Source organism: Brevirhabdus pacifica, from assembly GCF_002797755.1.
Classification (GTDB): Bacteria; Pseudomonadota; Alphaproteobacteria; order Rhodobacterales; family Rhodobacteraceae; genus Brevirhabdus; species Brevirhabdus pacifica.
Genome location: NZ_PGFI01000011.1, coordinates 1 through 19,280, shown reverse-complemented (window position 1 = coordinate 19,280; position 19,280 = coordinate 1). Strand labels below are relative to the sequence as shown.

22 protein-coding genes are annotated in these 19,280 nt (G+C 64.2%); 13 read left to right on the top strand and 9 right to left on the bottom strand.

Annotated elements, in window-relative coordinates; translation table 11 throughout:
• Positions 1–31 precede the first annotated feature (31 nt).
• The 3 genes from CLV77_RS00300 to lpxK are packed head-to-tail and all read left to right on the top strand — an operon-like array spanning position 32 to position 2,582.
• Entirely contained in the window at positions 32–286 is a 255-nt protein-coding gene (locus tag CLV77_RS00300) for a DUF4170 domain-containing protein (protein WP_076979776.1), read from the top strand.
• A gap of 2 nt (positions 287–288) precedes the next feature.
• Entirely contained in the window at positions 289–1,572 is a 1,284-nt protein-coding gene (locus CLV77_RS00295) for a 3-deoxy-D-manno-octulosonic acid transferase (protein WP_076979777.1), read from the top strand.
• Positions 1,572–2,582: a tetraacyldisaccharide 4'-kinase gene (lpxK, locus tag CLV77_RS00290; RefSeq protein WP_076979778.1), complete on the top strand. Its 1,011-nt coding sequence runs from the start codon at positions 1,572–1,574 to the stop codon at positions 2,580–2,582. The genes CLV77_RS00295 and lpxK overlap by 1 nt, the downstream gene beginning before the upstream one ends.
• Here lpxK and CLV77_RS00285 read toward each other — a convergent pair.
• Genes CLV77_RS00285 through CLV77_RS00275 form a run of 3 tightly spaced genes read right to left on the bottom strand, consistent with a single transcriptional unit; the run spans position 2,566 to position 4,988 of the window.
• The gene (locus CLV77_RS00285) at positions 2,566–3,735 is read right to left on the bottom strand and encodes a CaiB/BaiF CoA transferase family protein (RefSeq protein ID WP_076979779.1); all 1,170 of its coding nucleotides are present in this window, start codon (positions 3,733–3,735) and stop codon (positions 2,566–2,568) included. The genes lpxK and CLV77_RS00285 overlap by 17 nt on opposite strands.
• A complete protein-coding gene (locus CLV77_RS00280; RefSeq protein ID WP_076979780.1) occupies positions 3,735–4,403 on the bottom strand; it encodes a DsbA family protein in 669 nt (222 codons plus the stop codon). Before CLV77_RS00280 ends, CLV77_RS00285 begins: the two co-directional genes overlap by 1 nt.
• 12 nt (positions 4,404–4,415) lie before the next feature.
• Positions 4,416–4,988 carry a DUF721 domain-containing protein gene (locus CLV77_RS00275; RefSeq protein WP_076981077.1) on the bottom strand — a complete coding sequence of 191 codons (573 nt, stop codon included), beginning with the start codon at positions 4,986–4,988 and terminating at the stop codon, positions 4,416–4,418.
• Positions 4,989–5,082: 94 nt separating this feature from the next.
• Between CLV77_RS00275 and CLV77_RS00270 the strand changes: the two genes are divergently transcribed.
• The 3 genes from CLV77_RS00270 (at position 5,083) to CLV77_RS00260 (ending at position 8,197) form a co-directional block, all read left to right on the top strand.
• Positions 5,083–6,201, top strand: coding sequence for an A/G-specific adenine glycosylase (locus tag CLV77_RS00270; RefSeq protein WP_416171607.1), 1,119 nt, complete (start codon positions 5,083–5,085; stop codon positions 6,199–6,201).
• A gap of 114 nt (positions 6,202–6,315) precedes the next feature.
• Positions 6,316–7,509, top strand: a complete 1,194-nt coding sequence (locus tag CLV77_RS00265) for an alkane 1-monooxygenase (protein WP_083707767.1) — start codon at positions 6,316–6,318, stop codon at positions 7,507–7,509.
• Positions 7,510–8,002: 493 nt separating this feature from the next.
• A complete protein-coding gene (locus CLV77_RS00260; protein WP_076979781.1) occupies positions 8,003–8,197 on the top strand; it encodes a hypothetical protein in 195 nt (64 codons plus the stop codon).
• Between the two features lie 164 nt (positions 8,198–8,361).
• Here the strand turns inward: CLV77_RS00260 and CLV77_RS00255 are convergent, their stop codons facing one another.
• The 3 genes from CLV77_RS00255 to CLV77_RS16225 all read right to left on the bottom strand — a co-directional run bounded on the left by CLV77_RS00255 (position 8,362) and on the right by CLV77_RS16225 (position 11,181).
• Positions 8,362–9,474: a site-specific DNA-methyltransferase gene (locus tag CLV77_RS00255; protein WP_076979782.1), complete on the bottom strand. Its 1,113-nt coding sequence runs from the start codon at positions 9,472–9,474 to the stop codon at positions 8,362–8,364.
• Between the two features lie 84 nt (positions 9,475–9,558).
• On the bottom strand, positions 9,559–10,203 hold the full coding sequence (locus tag CLV77_RS00250; RefSeq protein ID WP_076979783.1) for a ribonuclease HII: 645 nt from the start codon (positions 10,201–10,203) through the stop codon (positions 9,559–9,561).
• 75 nt (positions 10,204–10,278) lie between these two features.
• The gene (locus CLV77_RS16225) at positions 10,279–11,181 is read right to left on the bottom strand and encodes a LysR family transcriptional regulator (RefSeq protein WP_076979784.1); all 903 of its coding nucleotides are present in this window, start codon (positions 11,179–11,181) and stop codon (positions 10,279–10,281) included.
• 94 nt (positions 11,182–11,275) lie between these two features.
• Between CLV77_RS16225 and CLV77_RS00235 the strand changes: the two genes are divergently transcribed.
• Both CLV77_RS00235 and CLV77_RS00230 read left to right on the top strand, forming a co-directional pair.
• Complete coding sequence (locus CLV77_RS00235) at positions 11,276–12,448, top strand: acyl-CoA dehydrogenase family protein (RefSeq protein ID WP_076979785.1); 1,173 nt, start codon at positions 11,276–11,278, stop codon at positions 12,446–12,448.
• Complete coding sequence (locus CLV77_RS00230) at positions 12,448–13,575, top strand: CaiB/BaiF CoA transferase family protein (protein WP_076979786.1); 1,128 nt, start codon at positions 12,448–12,450, stop codon at positions 13,573–13,575. The genes CLV77_RS00235 and CLV77_RS00230 overlap by 1 nt, the downstream gene beginning before the upstream one ends.
• Before the next feature lie 151 nt (positions 13,576–13,726).
• Here CLV77_RS00230 and CLV77_RS00225 read toward each other — a convergent pair whose 3' ends face one another.
• Positions 13,727–14,221 (bottom strand): hypothetical protein, encoded by a 495-nt coding sequence (locus tag CLV77_RS00225; protein WP_076979787.1) that lies wholly within the window; start codon positions 14,219–14,221, stop codon positions 13,727–13,729.
• Between the two features lie 211 nt (positions 14,222–14,432).
• Between CLV77_RS00225 and CLV77_RS00220 the strand changes: the two genes are divergently transcribed.
• Positions 14,433–14,948 carry a hypothetical protein gene (locus CLV77_RS00220; RefSeq protein WP_076979788.1) on the top strand — a complete coding sequence of 172 codons (516 nt, stop codon included), beginning with the start codon at positions 14,433–14,435 and terminating at the stop codon, positions 14,946–14,948.
• Positions 14,932–15,624 carry a winged helix-turn-helix domain-containing protein gene (locus tag CLV77_RS00215; protein ID WP_418222456.1) on the top strand — a complete coding sequence of 231 codons (693 nt, stop codon included), beginning with the start codon at positions 14,932–14,934 and terminating at the stop codon, positions 15,622–15,624. The genes CLV77_RS00220 and CLV77_RS00215 overlap by 17 nt, the downstream gene beginning before the upstream one ends.
• Before the next feature lie 124 nt (positions 15,625–15,748).
• Here CLV77_RS00215 and CLV77_RS00210 read toward each other — a convergent pair whose 3' ends face one another.
• Positions 15,749–16,843, bottom strand: a complete 1,095-nt coding sequence (locus tag CLV77_RS00210; RefSeq protein ID WP_076979789.1) for a tyrosine-type recombinase/integrase — start codon at positions 16,841–16,843, stop codon at positions 15,749–15,751.
• Between the two features lie 215 nt (positions 16,844–17,058).
• Complete coding sequence (locus CLV77_RS16220; protein ID WP_143815143.1) at positions 17,059–17,277, bottom strand: hypothetical protein; 219 nt, start codon at positions 17,275–17,277, stop codon at positions 17,059–17,061.
• 80 nt (positions 17,278–17,357) lie between these two features.
• On the opposite strand from CLV77_RS16220, the gene CLV77_RS00205 reads away from it, so the two are divergent.
• The 3 genes from CLV77_RS00205 to CLV77_RS00195 form a co-directional block, all read left to right on the top strand.
• Complete coding sequence (locus tag CLV77_RS00205) at positions 17,358–17,795, top strand: helix-turn-helix domain-containing protein (protein ID WP_076979790.1); 438 nt, start codon at positions 17,358–17,360, stop codon at positions 17,793–17,795.
• Positions 17,796–17,807: 12 nt separating this feature from the next.
• Positions 17,808–18,092, top strand: coding sequence for a hypothetical protein (locus CLV77_RS00200; protein ID WP_076979791.1), 285 nt, complete (start codon positions 17,808–17,810; stop codon positions 18,090–18,092).
• Between the two features lie 207 nt (positions 18,093–18,299).
• A partial coding sequence (locus tag CLV77_RS00195; protein WP_100339197.1) for an adenine-specific methyltransferase EcoRI family protein occupies positions 18,300–19,280 on the top strand: 981 nt, incomplete at its 3' end.

The following is a 19,280-nucleotide window of genomic DNA, read 5'->3' as shown; positions in this document are numbered from 1 at the left end:
CGCGCCACCCAGTCAGCTCAAGGAGGATCCCGTGGTCCAGCGACTTCACCTGGTGTTCGGCGGCGAGTTGATCGACCCCGGCAAGACCGAATTCCGCAACTCGGACGATATTCACGTCGTGGGCGTCTTTCCCAGCTACGAGACCGCCTACAACGCCTGGAAATCCGAGGCGCAGCGCACCGTGGACAACGCCCACATGCGCTATTTCATCGCCCACCTCCACCGTCTGCGCGACGAGGAGGAGCCGACCTCGCCGACCGAGGAACTGGGCGGGCGGACAGGCTGAGCATGCGCAAGTCGCTGGGCGTCGGCCTTTACCTGTTCCTGTCGAAACGCGGCACCGGACACTGGAACCGGATTCTCAAGCGCCGTCTCGACGAGGGCAAAGAGGATCCGGCCCGGATCGAAGAGCGCCGCGGCTTCGCCTCGGTCGACCGTCCCGAGGGGCGGGTGGTCTGGTTCCACTCGGCCAGCGTCGGCGAGGTGCTGTCGATCCAGGAACTCGTCCGTCGCCTGGGCGAGGAGGATCCCGGCCTCAGCTTTCTGCTGACCACCGGGACCCGCACCTCGGCCGAGATCCTGGAAAGCCGGCTGCCGCCGCGCACCGTGCACCAGTATATCCCCATGGATTCGGTTGAATTCGTGCGCCGTTTCCTTGACCACTGGCGGCCCGACGTGGCGGTCTGGACCGAATCCGAGATCTGGCCCGCCCTGATGGTCGAGACCCATTCCCGGGGCATCCCGATGCTTCTGGTCAACGCACGGATCTCGGACCGGTCTTTCCGGCGCTGGCGCTTCATGAAGGGGGCGGCGGGCTCGCTGTTCTCGCGCTTCAGCATGGTGCTGTCCCAGGACGCCCGCACCGCCGCGCACCTGCGGCGGCTGGGCGTGCCGAAGAACCGGCTTCAGATCACCGGCACCCTCAAGGAAGGCACCGCCGCCCTGCCCTGTGACGAGGCCGAGCGCGACGAGATCGCCTCGCAACTCAAGGCGCGGCCGGTCTGGCTGCTGGCCTCCTCCCACGCGGGAGAGGAAGAGATTGCAGCCCAGGCCCACGAGGTCGCGCTTGGCAGCTCGCACCGGCTGCTGCTGATCGTGGCCCCCCGCCACCCCGAGCGGGGCGACGAGATTGTCGCCATGTGCCGAGAACGCGGCCTGGTCACGGCCCAACGCTCAAAAGGCGACACGATCCGCGAGGAAACACAGGTCCTTGTCGCCGACACGCTGGGCGAGATGGGGCTGTGGTATCGCCTCGCCCCGATCAGCATGATCGGCGGATCCCTGGTCGAGATCGGCGGACATAATCCGTTCGAGCCTGCGGCGCTCGGCTCGGCCATATTGCACGGGCCGCACGTGCAGAATTTCCGCGATATCTACGACCGGTTGACCGACGCGGGCGCCGCCTGGCAGGTCACCGATTGCCGTTCGATGGCCGAGGCCGTGCGCGCCCTGCTGGAACCCGACCGGGCTGCCCGCATGGCCCATGCCGCCTGGGAGGTCTGTTCCGACGGGGCCGAGGTCACGGACCGCGCGCTCGGCATCATCATGGACACTCTGGACGAGGTCGCCTGATGCGGCGGCCGGGCTTCTGGTATCCCGCGCCCGAGGGCCGGGATGCGCCCGGCGCCGGCCTGTCCCTGGCCCCCCGGCTGCTGTCGCCCCTGTCGGCGATCTACGCCACCGCCACCCGCCGCCGGGTGGCGCGCCCGCCCCTCATGCGCCCGCCGGTGCCGGTGATCTGCGTCGGCAACCTCAACGTCGGCGGCACCGGCAAGACCCCCACGGTGATCGAGATCCTGCGCCGCCTGGACGGGATGGGCGTGACCGCGCACGTCCTTTCGCGCGGCTATGGCGGCAGCCTGGAAGGACCCGTCCGGGTCGATGAGCGCCGCCACGAGGCCGGGCAGGTGGGCGACGAGCCGCTGCTGCTTTCGGCCTTCGGCCCGGTGTGGATCGGGCGCGACCGCACCGCCACCGCCCGCCAGGCCGTGGACGCCGGGGCCCAGGCCTTGATCCTGGACGACGGGTTCCAGAATCCGTCCCTGGCCAAGGACCTGTCACTGGTCGTGGTCGATGCGCACCTGGGTTTCGGCAATGGCCGCGTCCTGCCCGCCGGCCCCCTGCGCGAGCCGGTGTCGCGGGGGCTGGCACGGGCCGACCTGTTGCTGTCGATCGGCTCCGACACGGCGCAGGCGCGGTTCTCCCAGCGCTGGGGTGGCATGGTGGGGTGCCCGCATCTGCGCGGCGCGCTGCGCCCGCTGGCGACGGGGATGGACTGGGCCGGACTTCGGGTGCTGGCCTTCGCCGGTATCGGCCACCCCGAGAAGTTCTTTGCCACCCTGCGCGAGCTGGGCGCCGAGACGGTGCGCGCCGAGGCGCTGGACGATCATCAGCCCTTCACCCCGTCGCTTCTGACCCGCCTGGAGAAGGAGGCGGCGCTGCGCCACCTTCAGCTGGTCACGACCGAAAAGGACGCGGCGCGCCTGCCGGCCGGGTTCCGGCGCAAGGTGCTGACCCTGCCGGTCCGACTTGAGATTGCGGAGGATGAAGCCCTCACGCGGGCGCTCAGCCGCCTGTTCTGAGCCGGTGCGCGCCGTCGGGCGCCGCCGGGCCGAACCCCTCTCCCTGATGCTCGCCCAGCTTCGGTGAGGGGCGTTCCAGCGACAGTTCGGCCCCCGAAAAGCGAAAAGGCGAGAGCACGGTCGGCACGCCGCCCACCTCCGAGGCAAGGCCCCTGTGGCGGACCTGCGGATCCTCGAACACCTCCTGGAAATTGTTGATGGGGCCGGCGGGGATCCCTTCGGCCTCGCAGGCCGCGAGCAGCGCGGCCTTGGTGAAGGCCATCGTCCCCTCGGTCAGGCGGCGGGTCATCTCTTCGCGGTGGGCGATGCGGTCCGAGTTGGTCGCGAAACGCGGATCGTCGATCATGTTCTCGCATCCCAAAACCCGGCACAGGCGCCGATACTGGGCATCGTTGCCGGTGGCGATGATGATCCAGCCGTCGCTGCAATCGAACACCTGGTAGGGGGTCAGGTTCTGGTGCGCATTGCCGATCCGCTGGGGCGGGGTGCCGGTGGTCAGGTAGTTCATCGCCTGGTTGGCGGTGACCGACGTGGCCACATCCAGTAGGGCCATGTCGATATGCTGCCCCTCGCCGGTCTGGTGGCGCTGTTGCACGGCGGCGAGGATCGCCGCGACGCTGTAGAGCCCGGTGAAGATGTCGGTCACGGCGACACCCACCTTCTGGGGCTGGCCGGCGGGATCGCCCGTCACCGACATCAGCCCCGACATGCCCTGGATGATATAATCATAGCCCGCCCTGTGGGCGTAGGGCCCAGTCTGACCGAAGCCGGTGATCGAACAGTAGATCAGCCGCGGATTGACCTGGCGCAGGCTATTGTAATCCAGCCCGTATTTCGCCAGCCCGCCGACCTTGTAGTTCTCGATCAGGATATCGGCCTCGGCGGCAAGTTCGCGGATCGTCTGTTGGCCTTCCGGGGTGCGGAAGTCGACCGTGGTCGAACGCTTGCCCCGGTTGCAGCTGTGGAAATAGCTGGCAGACCGGTCCGCGTCCCGGGTCACGAAGGGCGGTCCCCAGGCGCGGGTGTCGTCGCCGGCGGGGCTTTCGACCTTGAGCACGTCTGCACCCAGATCGGCCAGGGTCTGACCGGCCCAGGGGCCGGCCAGGATTCGTGCCATTTCCAGGACCTTCAGCCCCGCCAGCGGTGCCGCCATCAGTCGGCCAGCTTCTCGTCGAGAAGCTTGGAGAAGTCGGCGTAGTTCATGTTGGAGTATTTCTTGCCGTCGATGACGAAGGACGGGGTCGAGTTGATGTCGTCCTTCTTGGCGTTCTCCTGGTAGGTGGCGACCATGGCCTGGGCCTTGGCGCCGTCCGAAAGGCAGGCCTCGAGCTTTTCGTCGGTGAGGCCCGCGCTGCGGCCGATGCGGCGCAGGTTGTCGGCGATCACGGCGGGGTCGTTGCCTTCCAGCCATTCCTTCTGCTTGTCATAGAGGATGTCGGTCAGGCCGAAGTACCGCTCGGGGCCGGCGCAACGGGCGACCATCCCGGCCCAGAGGCCGTAGCGGTCGAAATAGACCTCGCGGTAGACAAAGCGGACCTTGCCGGTGTCGACATAGTTCTTCTTGATCTCGTCGAAGACGTTCTCGTGGAAGCTTTGGCAATGAGGGCAGGTGAACGAGGCGTATTCGATCACCTCCAGCGGCGCGTCCTCCTGGCCCAGGGCCATCTCGAGGACCTCGGGGGTGGCGGGGGTGCTCGCCTCGGCGGCGGGCTTGGTTTCGGACGTGGCGGCGGTGCTGGTCTCCTGCGCCTGGGCGGCGCCGAAGGGGGTTGCGGCCAGCAGCAGCGCGACAAGCGCGCCCGAAAGATAGCGACGGGACATATGAATGCCTTCCTAGGTTGTCTTGCGTTTTGACAGGACGTTGCGGCCCAGCGCTTCAAGCGCCTGGCGCAACCCCTGGTCGGTGATCGGCCGGACCGTGCGATGCGCCTCCTGGGCGATCTCGGGGTCCGGAGTCGTGTCTTGGCCAGCCTTGGGCGCGTGGTCGAACGACACCTGCCCCTCGGCAAAGCCGATGGGCGCCGTCTGGGTGATCCGGATGCGCGAGATCGCCGAATAGCCGTAGCAGGCATTCACCTTCTCGCGCAGCGTCTCCTTCTGCATTTCCAGCATCGGGGCCATGGCGCCGGTGGTCAGCACGGTCAGGGTCGCGCCCAATCCGCCGCTGCGGCTGTAGCCCACCTCGACCGGGCGGGCCATGGCGGCCATCTCCTCGCCGACGATCTCGACCCAGTGGGTCAGCAACCGCGTCACCGCGAAGCCGCGCGACTCGCCGGCGGTGCGGATCTGGGGCTGAACGAAACCCGCCGCCTGGCGGAAGCCACGCCCGAAGGTCCGGCTGGCCCGGTTATCGCGCGGCCCTCCGTTCCCGGGGGCGTCGGGCGTCTTGCCACGGCTTTTGCTCATCATGCGGTTCCAATTCCTCGGCCGGGGCTTATTCTATGGCTATGTCCCGGCGACGCCAGACCCTTTCCCGGACGGAGGCATAAATTTGCGTGATCTGACAACCACCCCGGGCGCGACCGGGTCCGACGGCAGTAACCCGTCACCCGATCCGGCCGCGCGGCTTCTGGCGTGGTATGACCGGCACGCCCGCGATCTTCCCTGGCGCGTCTTGCCCGCGGCGCGGGCCGAAGGCGTGCGCACCGATCCCTACCGCGTCTGGCTGTCCGAGGTGATGTTGCAGCAGACGACGGTTGCCGCGGTGGATCGCTATTTCCGGCGCTTCACCACCCTCTGGCCAAGGGTCGAGGACCTGGCCGCCGAGGAGGACGCCCGTGTCATGGCCGAATGGGCGGGGCTTGGGTATTACGCCCGCGCCCGCAACCTGCTGGCCTGTGCCCGGGTCGTGACACGCGATCACGGCGGGCGCTTTCCCGATGGGCGCGAGGCGTTGCTGGCCCTGCCGGGCATCGGTCCCTACACCGCCGCCGCCATTGCCGCCATCGCCTTCGACCGGCCCGAAACCGTAGTGGACGGCAATGTGGAACGGGTCATGGCCCGCCGTTTCGCCGTTGAAGAGCCGCTTCCCGGCGCCAAGAAGCTGCTGACCGAGCATGCGGCGCGCCTGACGCCCGACCAGCGGCCCGGCGATTATGCCCAGGCGGTGATGGACCTTGGCGCCACGATCTGCACGCCGCGCAACCCGGCCTGCGGGATCTGCCCCTGGTCGGACGATTGCGCGGCCCGGGCCAAGGGAATTGCCACCGAACTGCCGCGCAAGATGGCCAAGAAGCCCAAGCCCGTCCGCCTGGGCACCGCCTACGTCGGCCGCACCCCCGAGGGCGCCTGGCTGCTGGAGGATCGCCCCGCGCGCGGCCTGTTGGGCGGGATGCTGGGCTGGCCCGGGGGCGAGTGGCTGGAGGTGGGCCCCGAGGCAGAGGGCGACACCGGCGATGACGGATGCCCGGCCCCGGGGACCGCATGGCAGCAGGTCGGAGAGGTTCGGCACACCTTCACCCACTTCCACCTGCGCCTGGTGGTCAGGGCCGCCCGGCTGCCGGCCGGGTTCAACCCGCCACGCGGCAGGCTGGTCCCGGCTGCCGAGTTCGACCCCGCCGCCCTGCCGACCCTTTTCCGCAAGGTCCACGCCGCCAGCCGCGACGCCTGGACCGATTGAGTCCCGCCGCCATCGGGGTATGATGTGCACGGGGCCGGCCGGTGCGCCCTTGATGGGCGGTGATCCATCGCGGCGCGTCCGACCTTTTCGGCCCCGGCAGAGCGGAGTCACCAGATGACCGTTTCCGACCCTTCCCCCGCACGCTCCGGCGCCCCGATCGGCGATGTCACCCTGGCCGCGGCCAGCGGCGGCCTGCGCCGGGCGCTGCCCTTCTGGCTGGCGCTGGGACTTTTCCCCGTGGCGATCCTTGCGGCCTGGCAGGGCGGATGGTGGATCGCGCTGATCCCTCTTTACGGCTGGGGCCTTTTCACCCTGCTCGACGCGCTGACCGGGCGGGACGAAAGCAACCTCGACCCCGCCACAGGCGAGGATGCGCTGCGCTGGTATCGGCTAGTGACGCTGCTGTGGCCGCCGCTACAGTTCGCGCTGATCTTCGGGATGATCTGGTGGGTCGGGGTGGCGGATCACCTGGGCTGGATCGAGAAGATCGCGCTTTTCTTCGGGGTGGGCGTCGCCTCGGGGACGGTGGGCATCAACTATGCCCACGAGCTGATGCACCAGAAATCGAAGGTCGAGCGGTGGCTCGCCGATCTGCTGCTGGCATCGGTCCTTTATTCGCATTTCCGATCCGAGCACCTGCTGGTCCATCACCGCCATGTCGGCACCCCCGCCGATGCGGTGACCGCGCGCTACAACGAGGGGTTCCACCGCTTCCTGCCGCGGGTCCTGTGGCAATGCCCGCAATCGGCCTTCGCCAGCGAGAAGGAGATGCTGAGGCGGCGTGGGCTGCCCTGGTATCACCGCAGCAACCCGTTCTGGCGCTACTGGGCGCTTCAGGCCGGGTTCCTGGCGCTGGCCTTCGCCATCGGCGGTTGGACGGGCCTTGCGCTGTTCCTCTACCAGGCTTTCGTCGCGATCTGGCAGCTGGAGCTGGTGAATTACATCGAGCATTACGGCCTGACCCGGGAATATCTGGGCGAGGGCCGGTACGAGCACGTGAAGCCGCGCCATTCGTGGAACGCCTCGCACCGGGCGTCGAACTGGCTTCTGATCAACCTGCAACGCCATTCGGACCACCATTACAAGCCCGACCGCCGCTTTCCCCTGCTTCAGACCTATGACGAGGTCGAGGCGCCGCAGCTTCCCTACGGCTACCCGGTGATGACCATGGCGGCGATGGTCCCGCCCTTGTGGCGGCGGGTGATGAACCCCCGCGTGCGCAAGTGGCGGGCCGATTTCTATCCCGCGATCCGTGACTGGAAGCCCTATTACAAGGGCGGCAACCCCAAGCCGCGCGGCGCAGCTTGATTCGCTCAAGGGCGACAATGCCAAATAAGACAGACGCCCTTTCGCTTCGATCAGACCAAATTTTGTTATTCCAAGGCAGGACCCAGGAATTTAATCTTTAAGGAAATCAGTGATTTATCCACAATTCTGTGGATAACCCAAATACGTTGGTGGACTCAAAGGTCTACGTAGCGGATTTTGTAGATGCGCCCTGCATCCACCACCTCATATGGTGGATGCAGGGGCTGGCTCCGGCGAGCGCCGGTGCACCTTTACGATGCTCAACCTAACAACCTGAGCTTAATCGTAAGGTGCACCGGAATGCAAGCGTCCGGCTAACTGTTGACCCTGCCGCAGGATACGGACCGAGTGACGCTTTAACCGCAACCTGCTCCGATAAGTTACGAAGGTGGTATCTGCGCGACCCCCAAACCGCGCGGCGCGGTCTGACCGGCATCGGGAACCGCCGCCGCCCCCGGGCGTAGAGTCATCAGGCATGCAACAGGAGCGCGTGATGACCAAATCCGAAAGAAACAGTGGCGAGGACTGGAGCGACGATGACGTCGCGCAGCTGAAGAAACTGGCGGCCGAGAACACCCCGACCCGGGTCATCGGCCTGAAGCTGGGACGCACCGAAGATGCGGTCTATGCCAAGGCGTCCGAGCTTGGCATCAGCCTGAAACCCACCAATCAAAGCCCCTATGGCTGACAAAAAAAGCCCCCGTCCATCGGGACAGGGGCCAAGTGGCGGTTCCGAATATGGGTTCGGCCCCGCAGGCGACTGAATGTCGTGACATACCCGACCCCCGCGCCTCGCGCGGGGCTTCCCTCACCGGGAAATCGGGGTGGTTGTCTGGGTGAACTCGGGGTGGATCAGTTGGGGCGTTCCACCATCTCGGCGCGGATCTGCTGGCGCAGAAGGTCGATCGGCACGCGCTTGCCATCGCGCTTGTAGCACCAGTAAGTCCAGCCGTTGCAGCTGGGCGCGCCTTCCAGCGCGGCACCGACCTGGTGGATGGATCCCTTGACGTCGTTGCCGATCAGCGTGCCGTCGGCGCGCACCTTGGCGCGGTAGCGGCCGTTCATCGACAAAAGCTCCTCGCCGGGGCTCAGCATGCCACGCTCGACCAACTGGCCGAAGGGCACGCGCGGCTCGGCACGCTTCGAGGTCGTGACCTCGAGCGAGCTGCGGTCGAACTTGCGTACGGATTTCAGGCGCTTTTCGGCGACCTCGCGATAGGCGGCCTCGCGCTCGATCCCGATGTATTCGCGGCCCAGCTTCTTGGCGACGGCGCCGGTGGTGCCGGTGCCGAAGAACGGGTCAAGGACCACATCGCCGGCATTGGTGGTGCCGATCAGGATACGGTGCAGCAGGCTTTCGGGCTTCTGCGTCGGGTGGGCCTTGTCGCCGTTGTCGTCCTTCAGCCGCTCGTGGCCGGTGCATATCGGCAGCACCCAGTCCGAGCGCATCTGGATGCCTTCGTTCAGCGCCTTCAGCGCCTCGTAGTTGAAGGTGTACTTGCTGTCCTCGGACTTGGCGGCCCAGATCAGCGTCTCGTGGGCGTTGGTCAGGCGCTTGCCGCGAAAGTTCGGCATCGGGTTCGACTTGCGCCACACCACGTCGTTCAGGATCCAGAAGCCAGCGTCCTGAAGCGCGGCGCCCAGGCGGAACACGTTGTGGTAGGAGCCTATGACCCAGATCGCGCCGTTGGGCTTGAGCAGGCGGCGCGCGGCCTTGAGCCATTCGCGCGAGAAATCGTCATAGACCTGGAAGCTTGCGAACTGGTCCCAGTGGTCGTCCACCGCGTCGACCCGGCTGTTGTCTGGCCTGTGCAAATCGCCCTTGAGTTGCAGGTTGTAGGGCGGATCTGCAAAGATCAGATCAACGGATTCGGCGGGAAGACCATTCATCAGGTCGATGCAGTCCCCGTCCAATATCTGGTTGAGCGGCAAGATCGTTGCCGCCTCTCGAATGACTTTGTTCATTGCTGCCTCGGATGCTGCGCTTTGCGCTTGTTTTGTTGCCCCAAGGATGAGTCATCGGTGATTCCCGGTCAAATTCTTTTTAAGTCAACAACTTAAGTTTTCTTCTTGATACAAGATATTGTGGACTGGACGGAAGCTGCGCCGATGATGCGGTGTGACGCCCAGATCGTTCAGGGCAGAAATGTGGCTTTTTGTGGGATAGCCCGCATTCGTCTCCCAGCCGTAGCCGGGGTGCTGTTGCGCCAAATCCACCATCAGCCGGTCGCGGGCGACCTTGGCCATGATCGACGCGGCGGCGATGGACAGGGAAATGCCGTCGCCGCCGATGATCGCCTCTGCCCGGCAGGGGCAGTCGCGCGGAAGGTCGCGCCCGTCGATCAGCAGGTGGTCTGGCCGTTCCCCGGTGGCAAAACGAAGCCCTGCCACCGCCCGCATCATCGCCAGGTGAGAGGCTCGCAGGATATTGACCTCCTCGATCTCGCGCACGGTCGCATGGGCCACCGAAACGATGGCGCATTCGGTCAGGATGACCTCCAGCGCCTCGCGGCGGGATTGTGGCAACTTCTTGGAATCGTTCAGCCCTTCGGGGATGCAATCGAGGTCCAAGCAGACCGCGGCGGCGGTCACGGGCCCCGCGATCGGGCCGCGCCCCACCTCGTCCACACCGATGATGCAGCGGGCACCGGCGGCGCGCGCACGAAGTTCGAAGCTGAGATCGGGTCCGGACATACCTGCGTTTTCCCCGTTTCCGGTCCGGCTTGCAACCGCGCCGTTCCGCTGTTCTTCCCGTGCCCGTGTGCCCATCTACGCCTTCCCCTGCCCAGCAACGTCCCGGGCGGCGCGCCCGATCTCGTCGATCAGCCAGTCGCGCAGGCGCGCGGGAAGGTCCCCGTTCCGGGCAGGCGCGGGAATGGTGATGAAATAGTTGGGTAGCGGCGGCAGATGGGTGCGGGGGATGGTGAACGGCTCGATCAGGGTGCCGGCGCGCAGGAAAGGGGCCGCGTTGACCCGGTTACCCAGCGCGATGCCCAGCCCCAGGCTCGCGGCCTCGTAGGCTTGGTGGGAATAGCCCACGGTCAGGAAGGGCCGCCCGACGTGGCCTGCATCGACGATGTCGTTCCATGAAGACAGGCGCCGCTCGGTCTCGATCAGCCGGGCGCGATGGATGTCGTTGACGCTTTTCAATCCCAGGTTGCGGGCATAGTCGGGCGCGGCAAAGGCCGACACCTCGTCGGCCATCAGGAACCGGCTGTCGGTGGTTGGCTCTGGCTGGAAGCGATATTCGATCGCGAGGTCTGCGGCGACCGGCTGGCTGGGCAGGACCAGCGCCTCCACGAACCGCAGGGCGGCACCGTCCAGCAGCTCCTCGATCCTTGCGGCGTTGCGGATCAGCCAGGTCGCCAGGAACGTGGGCGGCGCCGCGATGGTCATCTGGCGCATCGGGGCGCTGCGCGCGGCCTGCCGCGTCGCCCGCTGGATCCAATCGAGAGCGGGTCCAATATGCTGGAAGTAATCCTGCCCCGCCTCGGTCAGTTCCAACCCCCGCCCTCGCCGGTCGAAGAGCGGTGTGCCCAGCATCTTCTCCAGCGCGGTGATCTGGTGGCTTATGGCCGATTGGGTCAGGTTCAGCTCGGCCGCGGCGGCGCGGACCCCGCCAAAACGAACGACGCAGGCAAAGGCATGGAGGGCTTTGGTCGAGGGCAGCATTGTTCGACAATATCGAACGCTCAGGCGAATTTATATCACTTTTTTCAGCGACGGTGGGCGCATAGCCTGCGCGCGAACCCCAGGAGGACACCCGTTGATCGAGACCCCACGCCACGAAGAAGAACATGTTTCCGAGATCCGCTCGGCCGTCCGGGCGATCTGTGCCCGCTACAGCGAGGATTACTGGAAGGACCTGGACGCCACCCACGGCTATCCCACGGAATTCGTGGCGGAACTGACCGAGTCCGGCTTCCTTGGCTGCCTCATCCCCGAAGAATACGGCGGGGCGGGCCTGGGCCTGCCCGAGGCCTGCGCCATCCTTGAGGAAGTGTCGCGCGCCGGCGGGCACCCGGGCGCGGCCCATGCGCAGATGTATGTCATGGGCTCTGTCCTGCGCCACGGCACCGCCGAGCAGAAGCAGAAATACCTGCCCAAGGTCGCCTCGGGCGAGCTGCGGCTGCAATCCTTCGGCGTGACCGAACCCACCACGGGCACCGACACCACCTCGCTCAAGACCACGGCGCGGCGGGAGGGCGACACCTATGTCGTCAACGGACAGAAGGTCTGGATCAGCCGGGTGCAGCATTCCGACCTGATGGTCCTTCTGGCCCGCACCAAGCCGATCGAGCAGCGTAGCCGCAAGACCGACGGGCTGTCGGCCTTCATCGTCGACCTGCGCGGGGCCGAGGAGCGGGGCCTGACGGTCAAGCCCATCGACGCCATGATAAACCACCATTCCTGCGAGCTGTTCTTCGATGATTTCGAGATCCCCGCCGAAAACCTGCTGGGGACCGAGCACGAAGGCTTTCGCGTCGTCATGGATGGCATGAACGCCGAGCGTATCCTGATTGCCGCCGAATGCGTGGGCGACGGGCGCTATTTCGTGGACAAGGCCGTCGCCTATGCCAATGACCGGGTCGTCTTCGGCCGGCCCATCGGCCAGAACCAGGGCGTCTCCTTCCCCATCGCCAAGGCCTACGCCAAGGTCGAGGCTGCTTCGCTGATGGTGGACCGGGCCGCGGCGCTGTTCGCCGCTGGCAAACCCTGCGGCGCCGAGGCGAACATGGCAAAGATGCTGGCCGCCGAAGCCTCGTGGGAGGCGGGCGACACCTGCCTTCAGACCCACGGCGGGTTCGGCATCAGCCGCGAGTACCATATCGAGCGTAAGCTGCGCGAGACGCGGCTTTACCAGATCGCCCCGATCTCGACCAACCTGATCCTCTCCTACGTGTCCGAGCATGTGCTGGGCATGCCGAGGAGCTTTTGATGAAACCACTCGAAGGGCTTGTGGTGGTGGCGGTCGAACAGGCAGTCGCCGCGCCGCTGTGCAGCCTGCGCCTGGCCCAGGCCGGCGCCCGGGTCATCAAGGTCGAGCGGGCCGAGGGCGATCTTGCCCGTGGCTACGACGATGCGGCCGGCGGCGACAGCTCGTATTTCGCCTGGCTGAACCAGGGCAAGGAATCCGTCGTTCTGGATTTCAAGACGCCCGAGGGCGCGGCCCTGCTGCGCGCCATGCTGGCCCGGGCCGACGTGTTCATCCAGAACTTCGCCCCCGGTGCGCTAGACCGGGCCGGATTCTCGTACGAGGAACTGGCGGAGCTTAATCCCCGGTTGGTGCGCTGTGATATCTCGGGCTACGGCTCGGGGCCGGAAACGGCGCAGAAGCGGGGATACGACCTGCTGGTGCAGGCGGAAAGCGGGCTGATCGCGGTCTCGGGCAGCCCGGGCGCGCCCGGGCGGATCGGCGTTTCGGTTTGTGACATCGGGGCGGGGATGACGGCCCATGCCGCCGTGCTGGAGGCGCTTCTGGCCCGGGGCATCACCGGCCGGGGCGCGCATCTGGAGGTGTCGCTTTTCGGGGTGGCGGCGGAATGGATGACCGTGCCCTTCGTGCATGCGGAATACGGCAAGGGTGCCCCTCGGCCCGCCGGGCTGAAACACCCCTCGATCGCGCCCTACGGCGCCTTCCCGACAGCCGACGGGCGCGAGATCCTGATCGCGGTGCAGAATGAGCGAGAGTGGCAGCGCCTTTGTAGCGACGTGCTGGGCGATGCCGGGCTGGCCGGGCGCGAGGCCTATGCCTCCAACATCGCGCGGGTCGAAAACCGTGAGGCACTCGACCAGGAGATCGCGGCCATCACCTCACGCATGGAATCGGACCGCTTCTGCGGGCTGCTCGACGCGGCCCGCATCGCCTATGGGCGGCTGAACGGGGCCGCCGACCTGTCGGATCACGCCGCCTTCAGGACGGTAATCGTGCGCAATTCGGGAGGAAGTGAGATTTCACTGCCGGCCCCGCCTGCCGTCGACCTGGCCGATATCCCCCGGACGGGCGGCCCGGTGCCCAAGGTCGGCCAGCAGACCGAGGCGATCCGCCGGGAATTCGGGGCCTGACGCGGGGGGATGGAAGTGCCCTATCGAGGGCATCAGAATGAACCGGGAAAAAAAGGGGGCGGGGGGCTTTGTGCCCTCCCGCCCCAGTCGGGACAAATGTTGGGATCGGTTACTCGTTACGCTGCTCGATGTTCGGTGTCCGGCCCTCCTTTCAGCCGCGATATCCGTGATCGCGAAGGCAGGAGGTCGACCAGAATTCTTCCCAGCCGCTGTTGGTCCAGCGCTTGCGCAGGCACTCGCGCGGCTTCTCGCGGCTGCGGGGGACGTGGCGGACGGCCCGGTCATGGGTCTGCTGCCGGCGACGATCCAGTTCGCGCAGGCATTTCTGGTCCTTGTAGCTGACCCAGCCGTCGGGGGTCCAACGCTGGCGCAGGCACTGGCGGGGATCGTCGCGCCCGGCGCGGGCGGCGCCGGCGGGGATCCGGGTGTGGCTGTGGTTGGCGCGGCTTGCGGCCTGGGCGGCGGCGCGGGCGCGGGCCTTTTCGCGGCTGCGCTTGTCCTCGTAACTCTTGATCAGAAGGCCGACCGCGGCGGCGCCCAGGATGGCGCGGCTGATCTCGTGGTTGGCGCGGGCCGGGGCCGGGGTCAGCCCGCCGATCATCAGGCCGAGGATCAGGGCGGGTATAATGAACAGTTTGCGTATCATCTTGGACTACCTCCATCGCGCGTCGTTGTTGTTGCTGTCGTCCGGGGCGTGGCCCACGTGACGGGGATCGAACGGGTCGATCCGGGCTATGCGATCAGCCTGCCCCCGATGGAGGAAGTCGCTCAATATCGGGGCGGGGTTATCGGATAACAGCGACCGTAACGGGCGATTGCTATTGAATATCGCGGGGCGGCGTCATGATAGTGGGGGCATGAGACAAATCTTTTTTCCCCTTTGCCGCCTGCCGCTGGTCCTGGGCCTGACCCTGGGCCTGACCCTCGCGGTCGAGCCTGGTCCTGCCCTCGCCGGCAATGGGCCGGGATTCGGCGCCCTCCTCGGTGCGGGTCATTGGGTCGGGCCCAAGGCCAAGGCAGGCCCCCCCCGCCGCCTGGCCCAGGGACGTCCCGCCCTGCCGCCACCTCCGCCGGGTGCTGCGCTGCGCGGTGCCCCCGGCCCTGTGCCCGGTTCCGAGACGGGCCGTCCAGACGGCCCGGGCTGCTTTGCCGATTACAAGGCCAAGAAGGACCGCCCCCTGCGCCTTCACTACGGGGTGATGCGGCTGGAGCCGCCCCTTTGCGGGCCCGGAGGCCGACCGGCGGCACGGGCCCGCGTGGCGGCGCGGCTGGCGCGGGATGGCTGGCGTTTGCTGACCATCCTGTCCATATTCGGCACCGAGGGTCTGGAGGAAAGAAGAGACAGTGCCGGGACCTATTACCTTCGCTACTGAACGGGGCCGGCCGCTGAACCGGCTGATCGCCGGCGGCATCGGGGCCATCGTGCTGATCCTGCTGGTGGCGCTGCTGGTGCTGCTGCTGAACCTTCCCGACGCCAACGCCTTCAACGCGCGGGTCGAGCAGCTGTTCGTCGAAAACGACGCGCTGACCGGCGAGGCCGAGATCAAGCTGCTGGAGATCCTGGCCCAGTCGGGCACGGCCTTCTCGGACACGCTTGCCTCGTACAGGTTCGTGATCTTCGTGCTGCTGGTCTTTGCCACCGCGATGCTGATCGCGGCGCTGGCGCTGCTGGTGGCGCTGGCGGGGCTGGCGCGGCGCATGTCCGAGGTCGAGCGGGCGGGGATCCAGGTCAATTCCCTGCTGATCTCGCGCGAGGAGCGGACTGTCTATCTCAACAACATGGAATTCACCCTTACGGGGGCGGCGATGGAGACGCTGGCGGTGCTGGCCGAGGCGCGGATGGACGACGACGTGCTGTCGGGGGCGCAGATCGAGGCGATGATCTCGGGGCGCGACGCGGCCGATTGCGACGAGGCCGCCGGCGCCACCCGGATCAAGCGGCTGCGCGACAGCCTGGGCAACCAAATCGTCAGCGAGCTTCTGGTCAAGAATATCGCGCGCCGCGGCTACATGCTGTCCATCGATCGGGCCGTGATCCGGATGCTGTGACGCCTCCGGCGGGGATATTTTCGCGACAATGAAGGGGGCCGGTGCGCCCCGTCGCGGGGTTTGTGGTGACCCCGGCAGGATTCGAACCTGCAACCTGCCCCTTAGGAGGGAACCGTTCATAGCGCTATTCCTTCTGTGATTTCTTGCTCTTGGTTGTTTTTACAGTGCCCGCCTGTACGTGGTTTGTACGAAATCGGGCCCTAACATCGGCCTCATCCGTCTCCGCGTGGGCATAGATGCGCATGGGCAAATTGGGGTCCGACCAGCGCCCAGCCTTGGCCGCTGTAACAGGATCGACGCCTTGTCTGACCACTAATTCAGTGAAGAACCCGTGCCTTCCTGCTGGGTGCGCCGAGAGGTATGGGATACCGGCGCTTTTGCAGATCGTCTTCCAGCGCGTGTTGTAGCCGGTAGAACTGCCATAGCCGAACACACGCGGTTTCATAAACTTGCCGGTCTTTCGATTCTTGGGGCGCTTCGGCGGCAAGGCCAGCAATTCATCCATCATCTGAGGCGAAACCGTGATCCAGCCTTCGGGATGGCCTTTCTGAGCTTTCACCCTGACCTTGTTCTCGGCAGGCCGCAGATCGTCAGGCTCGATTGAGACAGCCTGATCGATCCGCGCCGCTGTCTCGAACATGAACCGAACCAAAGCGGCGTTGTACGGATCAGCGGCCCGGCAGAAAGCCTCGATCCACTCTTTGTCGGCAGGCTTCCGTTCAACCCGGCTGGTTTTGCCTCGCCGCTTGTCCTGAGCGATCCGCTCAAACTTGTCATATGGCTTCACCCGGATTAGTGGCGTGCCTTCCAGCTCGTGCGCGTTATTGATGACCGCGCTCGCGGGCGTCACGATCTCGCGCCACCAAGTGTCTGTAGATGCCTTTGGTTTTAGTTTGGGGCCAAGGCCTTTTAGCAGCGCACCTGAGATAGCTCCCAAAGGCATATCACCAATCTCTTCGACTATCGGGATCAACTGCTTCGCGGTCTTGGGTGAGGCGTTGTAAAGCATGATTGCATCGGAGAACGTCTTGCTCGGCTCATCGCCAACAACATGGCGACGTATCTGCAGTTCAGTTTCACGGGCTACCCAGTCCCGTGCGCCTGCTTCTGTAGTCGATCTAGTGCTGTCGCGGTATGTGCGTGTGATCGGTCGGCCATTGTACTCGATCTTGCCGTAGACGTAGTAGTACCGGCCCCTCTTGTAGATTTGGAGCGGCATGCCTCGCCTCCTTCAAAAATCTTGTCAATCTGCGCAGGCGTGATCAGCATGGTCCGCCCCAGGCGATAGAATGCCCCTGTGTCATTCGCCCGCTCACGCAATGTTCTCTCTGAAATATCGATCCCCATGCCGGACATGACTTCGACCCATTGGGCTGGCGTCTTGCCAAGTCCAAGGATTTGTGAACCATCGGCAGCTTCTAGGCTAGACATAGATCAGCCCTCCCTGCGCGAGGTTGCGGCCTTAGGTTCAGCTTTGACGGTGAACTGGGCCACGTACTTTTCCCAAGCCCCGTTAGGAATCTTAGGATTCCGGCGGCCTGGTGCAGTGTAGATATGATCCAGCATGTCTTCCCGGATCAGATAGCGAATATTGGTAACGGGCAGGCCCACGCGCTCAGCCAGTTCCTTGGGTGTTTCGAGAGGTTTCGTCATCGTTCACCTTTCGGTTGGAAATCGGCCCTAAACTCTGCAAGAGTGAACACAATCGCGCAGAACTCAGGTACAGTGCATATATGTGCACTTTTAGTAATCTAAGGTGCACCTTGTCAACAGACCTGTCTGGAATTGGCCTCCGTCTAAGACAAATTCGTAAGATTAATGATCTTACGCAGCCCGTCATGGCCGCCTCAATCGACGTGTCTGACCGAACCTACAAATATTACGAACAAGAGAAGCGCGAACTGCCTGCGCTTGCGGCAGTCAAGATCAGCGAAGCGTTCAACATCACGTTGGAATGGCTGCTGACTGGCAAAGGCGGCATCCACAAGACCGACGACCCCGAGCTTTCAGAGCAATGCTCAATGGCTGTTCTGTCTGAAGCCCAGGCAAGGCAGGCAGAACTGCCAATCGGCAAGCTGGCAAAGGTTATTGGGTTCGTTGCCGCGCAAGCTGCACAAACTGGTGAAACCCCGGAAACCGTCGCCAAAAAGTACTTTGACACACTCGAATAAGGAGGAAATCGAATGACTGACACCGCCCATCACTCGACATCAAACACCGAAGATCTTCAACCTTGTGAAAAAGAGGTGTTCACGTTCGCGCGCCAAATCGGCGTCGTGTGTGCGATCTGCTTACTCGTCGGCGGAACTGGCCTAATCGCTACGTCTGGTCAAGCGTCGTGGGACATCGCCCGTTCGTTCTATCTGGCGCTGGTGGTCATTGGCCCTGTCGGCATCCTTATCGCACAGAGGTTTCTCCGCATTTTGATGAAGCACACTCAGAAGGAACTTTCGATCTTCGACCGGTAGTCGAGGTTTTTATTTTGTTACGCTTCTCTTGTCCTTTTGCGCAGTTCCTAGATCGATGACGCAAGGTGGATTTCGACACGATGAAAATTTTGTTCGTTTCCAAAAATGCGACGCCTGGGACATCAGACGCATTGAGCGCGTAACGTGGGCAACCTATTAACTTGAAGCGCAAACGCTTTGGCCGAGCAGAGGCAAGAAAGAAAATCAATGAATACTGGCTTAACAGCGGCAAAAACAGCAAAGCAAGACGAGTTCTACACTCAATATGCTGATATTCAGAAGGAGGTTGAGGCATACCTTGAATTTGATGCCGACACCTTTCGAGGGAAAACCATCTACTGCAACTGCGACGACCCCTTCGAAAGCAACTTCTTCAAGTTTTTTGCTGCGAATTTCAATCGGTTGGGACTGCGAAAACTAATAAGCACAAGCTACGACGGGTCGTCTATCGCGGGTGCCCAAATTACCTTTGACGAATACAGCTCCGGCGGCGGAGAGCGGGAGAAACCAAAGGCGATTTGCGTTGAAATTGAGGAGGTCACCGACCTCGACGGAGACGGCGCAGTTGGGATCGAAGATGTCAAAATTTTTCTTGAAAAGAACCCTCACTCTCATTGGCCCCTTGAGGGTGGCGGTGACTTCCGGAGCGCCGAATGCGTAAAACTACTTGCTGAGGCAGATATCGTTGTAACGAACCCACCTTTCTCGCTTTTTCGCGACTACGTTGCACTGCTAATGGAGCACAAAAAGAACTTCCTTATCATCGGTCCCAAGAACGCAATTACATACACAGAGATTTTCAGGCACATAAGAAACGCCGAACTGTGGTTGGGTGCTGGATTCGCAAATGGGAACGCATATTTCCGCATTCCCGACAAGGAAGGGGAGCGGCAATTTGCCAGTGGCGTATTTGACCCTCAAACAAACCTTGTAAAATTCAGAAACGTCGGTTGGTTCACGAACTTAGATCATGGCCGGCGACATCAAGAAATTCCGTTGATGACAAAAATGGATAACCTTCGCTTCAGTAAGCACAAGGAAATCAAAGGGAAGGCGGACTATGACCACTACGACAACTATGATGCCATTGAAGGGCTCTGTTGCACAAATCGCGTGAGGGATTCATCTTGTGAATCCAGCGTGGTAGCCGGGCTCCATGAGCAAACCGACATCCCCGACCTACAAGAC